At 37.1% G+C, this 13,047-nt stretch carries 10 protein-coding genes; 3 read left to right on the top strand and 7 right to left on the bottom strand.

The annotated features are described in order from the left end of the window. Positions 1-8 precede the first annotated feature (8 nt). The gene (locus tag CHI06_RS11565; protein WP_095248705.1) at positions 9-1,487 is read left to right on the top strand and encodes a TerD family protein; all 1,479 of its coding nucleotides are present in this window, start codon (positions 9-11) and stop codon (positions 1,485-1,487) included. 46 nt (positions 1,488-1,533) lie between these two features. Here the strand turns inward: CHI06_RS11565 and selB are convergent, their stop codons facing one another. Both selB and coaW read right to left on the bottom strand, forming a co-directional pair. Next, positions 1,534-3,390, bottom strand: a complete 1,857-nt coding sequence (gene selB, locus CHI06_RS11560; RefSeq protein WP_257009253.1) for a selenocysteine-specific translation elongation factor — start codon at positions 3,388-3,390, stop codon at positions 1,534-1,536. Between the two features lie 99 nt (positions 3,391-3,489). Continuing rightward, positions 3,490-4,296, bottom strand: a complete 807-nt coding sequence (gene coaW, locus CHI06_RS11555; protein ID WP_095248703.1) for a type II pantothenate kinase — start codon at positions 4,294-4,296, stop codon at positions 3,490-3,492. Between the two features lie 165 nt (positions 4,297-4,461). Between coaW and CHI06_RS11550 the strand changes: the two genes are divergently transcribed. After that, the gene (locus tag CHI06_RS11550; RefSeq protein WP_095248702.1) at positions 4,462-4,869 is read left to right on the top strand and encodes a hypothetical protein; all 408 of its coding nucleotides are present in this window, start codon (positions 4,462-4,464) and stop codon (positions 4,867-4,869) included. Positions 4,870-4,903: 34 nt separating this feature from the next. Here the strand turns inward: CHI06_RS11550 and CHI06_RS11545 are convergent, their stop codons facing one another. The 3 genes from CHI06_RS11545 to CHI06_RS11530 form a co-directional block, all read right to left on the bottom strand. Further along, positions 4,904-5,389, bottom strand: a complete 486-nt coding sequence (locus tag CHI06_RS11545; protein ID WP_095248701.1) for a hypothetical protein — start codon at positions 5,387-5,389, stop codon at positions 4,904-4,906. 1,194 nt (positions 5,390-6,583) lie between these two features. Next, on the bottom strand, positions 6,584-6,787 hold the full coding sequence (locus CHI06_RS11535) for a nucleic acid-binding protein (RefSeq protein WP_095248699.1): 204 nt from the start codon (positions 6,785-6,787) through the stop codon (positions 6,584-6,586). A 491-nt stretch (positions 6,788-7,278) separates the two neighbouring features. Beyond that, positions 7,279-8,007, bottom strand: a complete 729-nt coding sequence (locus tag CHI06_RS11530) for a YwaF family protein (RefSeq protein ID WP_095248698.1) — start codon at positions 8,005-8,007, stop codon at positions 7,279-7,281. A gap of 109 nt (positions 8,008-8,116) precedes the next feature. Here CHI06_RS11530 and CHI06_RS11525 point away from each other — a divergent pair, with 109 nt between their 5' ends. Next, entirely contained in the window at positions 8,117-8,434 is a 318-nt protein-coding gene (locus CHI06_RS11525) for a putative quinol monooxygenase (protein ID WP_095248697.1), read from the top strand. Positions 8,435-8,763: 329 nt separating this feature from the next. Here CHI06_RS11525 and CHI06_RS11520 read toward each other — a convergent pair whose 3' ends face one another. Both CHI06_RS11520 and CHI06_RS11515 read right to left on the bottom strand, forming a co-directional pair. Beyond that, a complete protein-coding gene (locus tag CHI06_RS11520; protein ID WP_095248696.1) occupies positions 8,764-11,901 on the bottom strand; it encodes an SbcC/MukB-like Walker B domain-containing protein in 3,138 nt (1,045 codons plus the stop codon). Continuing rightward, a complete protein-coding gene (locus CHI06_RS11515; protein WP_095248695.1) occupies positions 11,898-13,043 on the bottom strand; it encodes an exonuclease SbcCD subunit D in 1,146 nt (381 codons plus the stop codon). Before CHI06_RS11515 ends, CHI06_RS11520 begins: the two co-directional genes overlap by 4 nt. Positions 13,044-13,047: the final 4 nt, after the last annotated feature.

Genomic DNA, 13,047 nt, shown 5'->3' with positions numbered 1-13,047 from the left:
TGGAAAATTTGGGAGTTACGCTTAGTAAAGGACAAAAAGTTGATTTAACAAAGTCACATCCTGGTCTGCAAAATGTTGTCGTGGGTTTAGGATGGGATATTGCACATAATGGTTCTAACTTTGATTTGGATGCCTCAACCTTTTTATTAGGGCAAACTGGTAAGGTTCAAAGTGATCAGGATTTTATTTTTTATAATAATCCATCTGGCGGAAATGGCTCGATTAATTATAGCGGGGATAACCGAAATGGTGCTGGCGAACGGGATGACGAACAAATCCGTATCAATTTACAGGGAGTTCCCAGCCACATTCATCGTATTGCTTTTACGATTACGATTCATGATGCTCAAATGAAGCAGCAAAATTTTGGACAAATCTCTAATTCATACGTACGAATCTTTAATGAACAAACCAATGAGGAACTACTTCGTTTTAACCTTGGAAGAGATTTTACTGTTGAAACAGCGATTGTTGCGGCTGAACTATACCGTCATAATGGAGAATGGAAATTTAATGCGATTGCCAGCGGTTTTCAAGGTGGACTGGCTGCGTTATGCCGCAATTTTGGTGTATCAGTAGATGATGCACCTGCAGCTTCGTCATCACAGGCACCACCAGTTCAACAAAATTTATTTAACAACAATCAGAACCAATTTAATAACAATCAAAATCAATTTAACAATCAGAACCAATATCAAAACCAAAATTCATTTAATCAAAATCAATACAGTTCTAATCCATATCATCAAAACCAACAGCCTCAGCGAATTCATTTACAACCGGAATCTTCCTATTCGCAGCCAGCTTTTGGATATCCAACTCAAACATCATCACCGAACAACCATCGTACATATGGGGATGATATTCATTGTCCGCGCTGTAACTCTTCAAATGTCCGAACAGGGCAAAAGGGATTTGGTTTGGGGAAAGCAGCGATCGGCGGGTTAATTCTAGGGCCAGTTGGATTGCTTGGTGGTTTTATTGGGAAAAACCAAATAAAATTTACTTGCAACAGCTGTGGTAATAAATGGTCGCCGAATCAAGCCGACTTAACTGAATGGGCCAATCAATCAAAAAGAAAAGCTCAGGAATTGTTTAATCGTTACAAGAGTCAGGATGTTTTAGAGGCAGTAGTAGCGGCATGTGCCCTGGTTTCCATGGCAGACGGATATTTGGATGCCACTGAACGTCAGAAAATGATTGAATTTGTTAATTCCAGCGAAGAATTGCGCGTTTTTGATAGCAATAAAGTCATTCAAAGATTTAACTACTTTGTATCTAAAATAGAAGCTGATCGAATGATAGGAAGAGCAGAAGCCTTCCGTGCACTTGGAAAAATTAGATCAAAACCAGAAATTGCCCGTTTAGTGGCTCGCTATTGTATTGCCATTGGGTATGCAGACGGTAATTTTGACCACAATGAAATGCAAATGGTCAGCGATATTTGCCGCGAGTTAGGATTAAATCCTGGCGAATTTCTTTCATAGTAAGTAAAACCTCAATCCGCTATATTGGATTGAGGTTTTTACTTGCTTATTTTTGCCAAACACGTTTATTTTCCACTCGTTTTGTATGACCTTTAGAATCTAATCTTTCTAAAAATGGAATCATATATTTACGCGAAAGTTCAAGAATTTCCTTGGCATCCCCTACCTCAAACTCTTGTCCGGTACCACTTCGCAGTTTTTCAACGGCCTCTTTAAAGACATCACCGTGATAAGCAAATTGCTCGTCTAAATGGATGACTAACTCCTGCTCTTCAAGATAACGACTTAAATCAGCCTCTAAATTCTCTGGAATACCAGAATCAGAAAAATAGTCTTTATAATAACGAACCTTTAGCCCATCCTTCTTTAATCCACCTAACATGTTTTCAGCCCGTTTTTGCCAGCTTTTCGGTACATGCGGTACAAAGTTTGCCAATGAAACAAACTGTTCTTTTCGCTTAAATACTTCATTTGCAATCCCGTTTTCAACTACAAAATCTATTAGCGGTTTAGGGAATCTTTTTTGCATAGACTGCAAAAGTTCAGCCTTATTAAGGCCAAGTTTCATGGAATACAATTGATGGAATTCTTGTAGACGATCATAGATGTCTTCTTCAATCGAATTAATTAACATTTTGAGTGTAAATTCTTTACCATTGTATAAGACAAATTCATCATCAACTAAAAACTCATTCAAGGTTTCTTCATCAAGTGCAGTACGTTTTATTAATTCACCTAAAGTTAAGCTTTTAGCTTCAAAAATAGCAGCAGTCATTCGTTCCTTGGGTGATCCAACTTTTTTCTTTTCCAATTCTTCAATGGTTTGATTTCCAAAACGATATTTATTCCCTCTCGGGTCGATGACCCAGCCGCCGCCAATCGTCTCTTGCGGACTTGGACGCCGTAAAATAAAGCGGTCACCCCGCTTAGTGAGGATTTCTTCCTCTAAGCGAAGCTGACAAAGTATTTCACCGTTTTCTTCTTTAATTTCGTTCCTGTCAAAAAAGACAATCCGTCCCATTACCTCTGTGGTTCCAATATGAAGCTTAATCGGCATCCGTTGTTTCACCATATGTTCGAGATCTTCAACTACCCGTATCGCTACATCCACTGTTTTCGTAACAATAAAGTGTTCAGATGATACCAAAACATCACCGCGTTCCAAATCCTCTTTCGGAACGCCCGAAAGATTAATAGCGGTACGCTGGCCAGCATATGCTTTTTGCGCTTGCTTATGATGAACCTGAATTTGCCTTGCTTTAACTTCAAGTCCCTGCGGCATAATCTTAAGTGTTTGACCCTCTTCCACGGTCCCTTCATAAACCGTTCCACGAACCACCGTCCCTTGACCTTTTACCGTAAACACCTGGTCAATCGGCAGACGAAACGCACCTTTTGCATCTCTCATTTCCTGCTCTTTTAACGTTTTGATGATTAACTCTTTTAACTCTTCTACGCCCTTTTTCGAAAGACTGTCCACTAATACAAACGGGGCATCCTCAAAGACACTCCCTGTTAATTCTTCTAAAATATCATCCTTTACAAGCTCAATAAATTCTTCATCAACCCTGTCAATTTTAGAAATCGCAACGAGCCCGTTTTTCACTCCTAAGAATTTTAGAATATCCAGATGCTCTCTCGTTTGCGGCATGACTCCTTCATCTGCTGCGACAACCATTACTACAAGATCAATTCCTGCGACCCCAGCAATCATTTGACGAATAAAGCGCTCATGTCCCGGCACGTCAATAACCGAAATTTGAATACCCTGATCCTCATATAATGGAGCAAATCCAAGTTCAATCGAGATTTGTCGTTCTTTTTCTTCCTTTAATCTATCAGTATCGACATTGGTCAGGGCTTTCGTCAAAGAAGTTTTACCATGATCGATATGTCCAGCCATGCCAATTGTAAAATATCGTTTTTCCAAAGTTGCCACCTACTTTTTTCGGTCTTCCTTTTTACTTTATCCTTAAAGAACACATAGTTCAAGAGAACATTCTTAGACACTTAAATATGCTCCAATCGCCCCGCAATATTCACCCTTTTCCAAAAACATCGTAGTTAAACCTAACATATTCAAATAGTATTCTAGACCATGTTTTAATGATTGATTACCAATAATTGCAGTTCCTATGATAACCACACTTTTTACTCGATGAATAGTTGCTGCCTGCGAGGTTAACAATACAATGGTTTCAGCAATCATATTGGAAAGTGCGGCCAGTCTGTCTGTTTCCTTATGGGCCAGTTTTTTACCCTTTGCAAAGTTCGCAGCTGTTAAATCACCATGAATGGGGCTGTCTGCTGTTTCATAAATATCCTTTACAAGCATATCCACGTTTCCTTTATTTCCTTCTTCCGCGAGAACTGTAAGCAGTTGATAATCCTGTACTTGCGTTAATAAAGAACCTAGACCCGTGAATGTACCTCCGCCCATTCCACTGCCAAGAATTCGCTCCGCTTTTTCCCCGCTTACCAGATGCCATGATGTTCCCGTACCGATATTTACAACCAAGTAGGTTTCTTCTATACTCTTATTTTCTTTTGCTAGTAAAAAACGTGCACCCTCACATGTGGCTTGAAATTCAGGGATTAACGCGCTGTCTTGAAAATAACAATTTTGTATACCAAGAGCTTTACCGCCTGTAATGGAAACTTTTAAAGAGGGAGCTACCATTTTTAACCATGAAATAGCGGAATCCAGCTTGTTTATTGAAAATTTCTTAAAATGCATTCTCCCATTTTCCTGATAAACGATTTTGATTAAAGATCCACCAGCATCAATTCCTGCAGTAATTTGTTGCATTGCCCCCACTCCTTCAAAAGAACTGATTTTATTACTTATTTGACAATAATCCCTATTTATCCTGCTTTTTCATTTCATGAATCCTCCACATTCAGCCCGTTCAAGGCGACTAATTATGTGCTATGGTGTAGAAAAGAATTCAATTACAAAAAAGGAAGATTTCAAATGAAGAGAATCGCTTTGCCAATGGTTTTAGGGCTGACTCTATTAGTCGGTTGTCAAAACACTGAACTTAAAGAGGAAACGAAGCCAACATCCGAAAAGACGCAGCAGAAAACTGTAACAAATACGGAAACAATCGCTGCTTTCCCCTATCCAAATCTATTATCTGAAAGTGATAAAACATATTCGCTTTTAGTCATCGGGGATAATGATAATCCGATTGAAAAAAACAATAAAATCACTGAAAAAGTCAATAATATTTTGAGTCTGCCTGAGCTTGAAATGTCACAGCAAGCATATCCAGAGCTTAACATTGAAACAGAACCGGCTTATATACTTTTTGACCAAGCAGGTGTGGTTTACCAAGGAAAGAATATTAAAGAGTTAACAACTTACCTTGGTAAAAATTAAATCAAACTAAAAAACCAGAAATTTTTCTGGTTTTTTAATGTTTAAATTCAACTAAGCGATAATAGATAATAAGAATGCTTTGGAAAAATAAATAAAAACATATAGAGTACACGATTTGATACCCATTCTTATAATGGAACACTCCAACATTGTGAAGTAACCATTCATAGCAAATTGAAATGATTGTCGCAATGGATATATAGAAAACAATATATATATCACTTAAACAGAGCTTTCTATAAAAGTAGAGAAAAAAATAGCCGTAAGGGGGATAAAGGAGATAGACAACGAGATCCATGCCCGTATATTTGGGACCATCCATAATATCATAATAATCAAATGGGGTTACTCCAAAAGAGTTATCCATGATACTCGCAACTGTTAAACTGAAAAGAAAGATAAGTACCCTGAACTGTTTAGTGAATACTTTTGGAATAAAGAAATAAATACCCCACGTGATGATAACACCTACTAAAACACAGTAATCATTTAAACCAAATCCTGTTTCAGTCCACGACATTGTTTTCACCACCTGAACTCAAATCCAGACCTCTGAACCATTTCAAGGAAAATAATAGGACCGACAAAAAAAATGTAAAGTATAAAAAAGTATTAAAATGATTCCATTGCTTAAAGGAGTACATTCCTTTGGATACATTTAATAAATCAAGCGATAAGATTATCAAGCTAAATAGCAAAAATAAGACTATCTTTTTATTCCAAGGGCTCCGATAAATTAGGAAGGTGAAGCAGGAAATCAATAATGGAACTAGAAGATTCTTAAAAAAAAGAACTGCTATAAATAACTGAGTATCCGTCGTAGTTTTCATCCACTTAAACGTGTCAAACAAACCAACATAGGCATGAGTATTAATAAGACAGCTTAGTAATAACAGTAGAGTTACTTCTTTAACAGAGGCATGCTGTTGTATTCTATTATGTAAAAACAGCATCACAAGCACCCAGCTAATGAAAAAATAAAAGGTTACAATCATGCATACTACTCTCCTATTTCTAAGCAGTCTATATTATCCACTTATTTAGCTTAAACTTTATATTCTAAAACATGCATGTTCCTTAAAAAAAGAAGACCTCTTATGATACGTAGTTCAGATAATGTGGAGAAAAACTGAAAAATCATTACAAATAGCTCCTAATTCACAGTGGAAATCGCATACCAAATAACAAATAAAAACACTCAGAGTTATAATCCTAAAGGGTTCACTTAAAGGGTGCACGAAGCCAAATTGACGCACGAAATGGCATACGAATTGGCGTATGCCATTTTTGTTATCGTATCAAGGGTTTAGATTGATTAAAAGAAGAATTGACAGTATACAATAGATGTTCAATATCAAATGACATTAAATATTGTACAAGGAAAAATTGGTGTCAAATTATATGTCATTTCTATTACCAAAACGGGTACAATATACTCGCTCTTGAGGACAAATCTTGCCATGAAATCGGTAAAACTGTCCTCAATCACTAAAGCGGAATAACACAAAGTTTACCAAACAGCCAAAGTAAAAAAAGAGTGCCATTTCTATTCAAATGAACACTCTTTTCTATGTTTTTTGTTGCCAATTTCAGTGACATTTGCTTAGGCAAAACGAGGTCATGCACCTCTAAAGTGAACCCTTTAGTTATAGTCCTCTGAGAGTTTTTATTATTAAACCTATTCTGTTAAAGCTCCCGTACGCTGAATAAGTAATTATTTATTAAATATTTGGTAATCATCAATATAGAAAGCAACATTACCACAATTTGGACATACAGCTGCTTTAGTCTTTGCAGAAACATTTTTGAAAAGTCCTTTACGCTTTTGACTAATCGTAATTCCAGACAAGTCATATTCAACATTTACTTTACAATCTTTTATCATTTCAGTTTGGCATTGATTGCAAATCCTTGTCATTATTAAATCCCCTTTAAATCAAATTAAAGCTAACCTACTTCGTTTCAACTCTTCACAATCTATATACCTATTGTAACAAATAATTAGAATTTCCCTTTTTATCCTTTCTAGTTGAAAGTCAATTAACAATCAATTTAACAACCTAAATAACAGTTCGACAATAGTTATTGTCACACTGTTATTTGGTGTGATATTTGCTATGTTATTTTGTGTGTCAAAAGCGAATAAATGTTGAAATAACGGTAAATAGAACAGACTGAGTAAATTTGTGATTAAGTCTGCTAATTAGTATCCTATATACGATGTTTCTCCACAAAAACTGAACTACTTACTCTTATGAGAATCTTCTTTTATACATGCGTATTGTTTTCAAATCGTTAACCAGTATTTCTTTAGAAGTGTCGTCTTTTACTGCCGTTCTGATAGTTCAAGATAATCCCAAACCTCATTAAAACAATTTACTGCCATTTGCTTATGGGAAAATGTTGATGTCATTTGTCTGCTTCCTTTCTTTTTTTAATGAACCAGAATGGAAAATACAATAACAAAAAGGTTATTAATGCAATGACTTCTAAAGGAAGAAGATACAATGGCCATGGTCCTAAATAATTCAAAATCGATGGGTTTACTGGCTTTTCGGAGATATACATATAATTTCCTGCAATAAAGTAATTCAATAAAAACACAAAAAAAGTATATAGATTTAAGTACAAAAAAGCTTTCCAAATACTCTTTGCAGTTGGTCTATATTTTTCTACCAATACCATAAATAAATTTGCCACCACGATTCCACCATGCGAAATAAAAAAGTGAACATAACGGAAATGGGGAAACGTATAAGCACTAATATCAGGGGTGAACATTGCCTGCAGAGCGCTTCCAACGCCTGCAAAATAGGTAAATTCAAAAAGACTATAGCTCCTAGTAAGCAGTAAAGCTGCGGATAGGAGGATGGAAATACTGCTTAGATGGAATGGCAGAGAATATTGAATAGTCCACTCTCCTATACGCCATAGCCATACATGCAGACTAATTTCTGAAATAATTAAAGTGGCTGCCAATCCTATTCTGACAATACTATTGAGGGGTGTCTTCCTAAGAAATCTTCTAAATAGAAAGATTAAGACAATTACTCCACCTAAAATAAATATCGTCATCCAATGTGTTTTTGAAAATAAAATAAAGGCATCTTTACCATCTGCTTGAAAATATTTTTCCATTGTATCACCAATGTTTTTATGTCATAAGTCAATGCGCTTCAAGCGATTTGTTGACGTTTTTTAGTATATACGGTTATGATGATTATTATAAAAATAAGGAGGCTAATACATGTCTGCACTCGTATTTATGGCACTATATCGTCCGAAACCTGGAAAAGAGAATGAATTAAAAGAAATCCTTAATGTACATATCCCCGTCCTAAGAGATGAAGGATTAATAACAGAACGTGAATTGCTAACACTTCAAACTGAGGATGGTACAATCATTGAAATAGCGGAATGGAAGTCTAGTGAGGCAATTGACAAGGCACATCAATCAGAAAAAGTCATGGCTGTATGGAATCAAATTGCTTCTTTAGCCGATCTGACAAATCTCTCATCCCTAGCAGAAGCGCAATATCCCTTTCCAAATTTCAAAGCGATTTAGGTATAGTTAAATTCATAGATTCAGTAAACATGAGAGATTCCTTCTGAACTCTCGTGTTTTTATTTGAGTGACCAAACTAACTCTATTTTTCATCTTTCGGTCACTTAAGACCCGCTTTAGTGACCAGGAGCATTTTTCTTTCTCCTTCTCGGTCACTCAGGTCCCGCTTGAGTGACCGAGAACATTACTCTTTATCATTTTCGGTCACTCAGGACTCGCTTGAGTGACCAGGAACATTACACTTTTTCATTTTCGGTCACTAAGGACCCGCTTCAGTGACCGAGGACATTATGTGTTCCGTTATCCGGTCACTCCAAACAACAAACTTATTAATTTGTAAAAATAAATTCCGTCCTGCTCCCGGTTTGCCCTGCTATGACCTCTAGTCTAATATCAATTCTTTCTTTAAGCTCTGGAACGTGCGAGATGATACCGACTAAGCGTCCACTGCTTTGGATATCCATCAGTGCTTCAATCGCTTGATCAAGTGATTCAGGGTCCAGCGTTCCAAAGCCCTCATCAATAAACATCGTCTCTAATGAAACTCCGCCTGCATAGTTTTGGACGACATCTGCTAGTCCAAGAGCTAATGATAGAGAGGCTTTAAAGCTTTCCCCGCCGGATAAAGTTTTTACATGGCGCTCTTGACCAGTATATTGGTCAAAGACAAGCAGCTCTAAGCCACTTTGAACATTCCCCTTTGAACGGTCTGTTTTCCTTAGAAGTTCAAATCGGCCTGCCGTCATTTTCCTTAATCGAACATTTGCCTCCCGCAAAATATCATCTAAGAAAGCAGCAAGTACATAGCGTTCAAACGTAATTCGATAGGTATTTTGTCCTTTAGCAATTTCGTGAAGATGTCCAATCAGCTTATATCGTTCCTCCAACACTTTCATTTGCTCATTAATTCTTTCGACATTGTTGTAAATATCCACATTGTCTCTCTTTTTAACAAATAAATCTGTCCGCTTATTGGTTAGCACTTCAATTTCACGGGCTAAATTCTCTAAAGAAGCTTTTAATCCATCAACATCTGGGGTCTTAATGCCTTGTAAAAGCTCAGTCAATTCTTTTAAGCGATCTGAAACAGAGCGTAACTCTTCACGATAACTGCGGATTTGACCTTCAAGACTACGGATATCAGCTTCGCTTTTTTTAGCCGAATGGTATTCCCCATAATTAATAAAACCTTGTTCTGCAAGTCTATTAACAAAGAGTTCTTTTTCTGTTTTCAACTCATTCTCTTTGCTAGAGTGGTGCATCACCGCGTCCAGTAATCTGGCAGTTTCAGCAGTTTGTTTTTCTTTCACTGCTTGTAATCGCTGCTGCGCCTCTTCGAGCCTTTTGACTAACATTTCATGATGTTTTTTAGATGATGTTAGTGCTGTTTCATAGGCTGCTTCAGTACGAAGATTCTCTGGAATAACCTTCATCATCCTAGTTAAATTCGTTCTCTTCTCAGTAAACTGTACAGTCAATTCTGATACATGCGCTGCAAACTGCTGAATAGCACTTTGTAATGCTGTTTTTTCCGTATCGCTTTTTTCGATTTCAAGATTAATTTGATCAAGCATTTTAATTTGAGCAGCAAGTATTTTTTGTGATTCAAGTAACTTATTTCTGTTAGAAATCACTTCTGTTTTCGTTAATTGTAAATCCGATTCCTTAAAATCAATCCGATAAGCGTGTATTTCGTTTATAATCTCTTCACACTTTTCCCGTTGTGTTTTTTCAATAGATTGACTTTCAAAGTACTGAGATTCTGTTGCTGATTTTTCTTTTTCCAAAAGAATTGCCTGCTGCTTTGCAGCTTTCAGGTCCTCTTCATTAGGGATTAGAGCTTGATTCGTTGAAGCTGGTGAGGGGTGATGCTCTGAACCACAAACTGGACATGCCTCACCACTAGTAAGTCGTGCTGCCAGAAGTGACGCTTGACCATGCAGCCATTGATTCTCCATATCTTCAACTAGTGCCTTTGCATCCAAATATCTAGCGGTTATATTTTCGAACTTACTGGATTTCACTTTAAGATCTTGTACTGCTTTTTGATGGCGTCCCAGGTTAAGTTCATATTTTTCTAGCTTATCAAGTTCGGTCTCCATTTTTTCAATCTGATGGTCATTTTCTAAATATTGTAGCTTACCTTTCTCAATGACTATCTTTTTGTCGTTTAGTACTTTGATTCGTTCTTCCAAGCTTACAAAATTATTTTCTGCTTTTTGATACTTGTCCTTTTCACTCTTGAGCGAGGCTTCCACAATTGCATACTCTTTTACTAAAGCAGCAAAGGAATAAACATCGTCTCTCATATTTATTAATTGATTAATGGTATCTAGTGCTTTTTGCCGTTCACCTTCACGCTCCTGCTCTGCCTGCCACAGTTGCTCATATTGATTTGTAAGAACATCTAATTTTTCAATTTCGCTCTGTATAGATGTTACATTTCCCTTCAGTTGGTCCAAATCTCGCTTTAGACGATGGCAAAGCTCTTCTTGCTGTGCCAATAATGCTGCTTTATGCGCAAGTTGTACCTGTTTTTCTTTTTCAGCAAAAGCTTCTGCTTGTGATTCAAGTTGAATTTTTTCTGCATTTAAAGCTTCTCTTGTTTGAATTTGCTTTAAAATCGTTTCGGCTTCAAATAACTTGCCTTTTAAGGAGTCTTGTTCCTGTTCCTTTACTTTCAAGCTAATAACCAATTTTTCAAGTAGGCTTTCCATACCACTGATTTCTTCCTGCAGTAATGGCATCATGATCAAATCGTTTACACTGTCAGCTTCTAAATATCCTTTTAGATCATCGTTTGTTACAGCTTGAATACGTCGAAGATTATCATTTCTAGTTTGAACCTGTATTTCAACAGAATTCTTCAATTCTGTTGATTCAACCTTCAGCCTGTCTTCCACCATTTTATAAATTTGAGTATGGAACAACCGCTGTAAAATAACTTCTTTATCCTTGCTGTCGGACGTTAACAGCTTACGAAATTCACCTTGAGGAATCATTAAGATTTGGCGGAACTGGTTGCTGTCAATCAGCATAATTTCCTTAACCTTTTCCTCCACCTCATTGATCTTGGTGGCGATTAATTTCTTTTCACCCTTCTCATCCCAACTATATAATTCTGCTTTGGCTGGTAATGTCGTAAAACCTTCGCCCTTTTCTTTCTTTTTTAGCTGTTGAGGTAAGCGGGTGATCGAATAACCTTTGTTACGGATTGAAAAGTCGAGAGAAACCTCTGTTACCAAATCTGCTCTTGCAAATTGGCTCCTTAATTCGGGGCCGTTGCGGTCTTCGCCGCTTGCTTTTCCATAAATCGCATAACTAATCGCATCAAAAATAGTGGTTTTACCAGATCCGGTTTTACCAGAAATGACAAACATCGTGCGATTCCCCAGCTGAGTGAAATCAATGATTTCAACATCTGCATAAGGGCCAAATGCCTGCATAGTTAGTTTTAATGGTCTCACTTTGTACCCTCCTCACTTAACACTTTTCCAATCACATCAGCCATAACTTCTTTTTTATCAGCGGAAAACTCTGCGGTCGTCATTTCCGCATAAAATTGCTCAAACAAATCAAGCTCGGATTTTTTCTCATTTTGAGTAATGTTAAATGACTGCTTTTTCTTCAAATCTGTAATATCTATTTTCCTTTCAAGATGGAGTACGTTCGGATATATCTGACGTAGTTTATTAATCGGATCAAGTAATGCACCTTCATCTAGCAAGGTAATTTTCAGATAATCATGTAATTTTTGTTTTTCATAAAAATAAGGATCTAGTAACTCCTCTAGATGCCCTTCAAGTTCATGCATGTCATGTGTTGGATTCAAGGACCTATAGCGATGAGAAAAATTTCCTTTTTCATCCATTTCAATAATGGAAATCGATTTATTTTGCTTTGCTTCTGAAAATGAATACTTTAATAGGGATCCGGAATATTTTACCTTATCATGTTTAATGGCATCGGGACTGTGGAGATGACCCAGTGCCGTATAAGAAAATGGTTCAAAAAGCTCTGCACCTACACAACCAGATCCCCCAACGGATAAAACACGTTCGGAGTCTGAAGTCTGCCCGCCTAAGACAAAGGCATGTCCTACCAACACATTAGGCTCGTTGGGATTCAAATTTTCCTCCATCCTGCCAATCAATGCTTTCATAGCATCCTGATGGGAATGAATCGAATCATCTACAAGAAGTTGTCGTACCACTCCAGGTTCTGCATAAGGTACTAAATAGAAATTGACTCCGTTAACCTGTACTGGCTTAAAGCTATCCGAAAGCTTACCAGATAAATAGAATTGGCTATGCTTATACCAGGAGCTGCCAAATGAAAGACGTTCAGCGCTATCATGGTTTCCTGCAATCGCAACAACAGGCGTTTTTAGCTCAACATTAATTTTAAACAGAATTTCATCTAATAATTCTACTGCGTCTGTTGGCGGAACAGAACGGTCATACAAATCACCGGCAATCACGACCGCATCCGGCTTTTCTTCCGCAACAATTTCTATAAACTGATTTAGTGCTTCACGCTGATTATCCGTCATATATACACCGTGCACTAACTTTCCTAAATGCCAGTCGGCAGTATGGATAAATTTCATTTTA

Origin of the sequence: Bacillus sp. 7884-1 (genome assembly GCF_002272245.1) — a bacterium.
Classification (GTDB): Bacteria; Bacillota; Bacilli; order Bacillales; family Cytobacillaceae; genus Neobacillus.
This window is presented reverse-complemented; position numbering and strand designations above follow the sequence as displayed.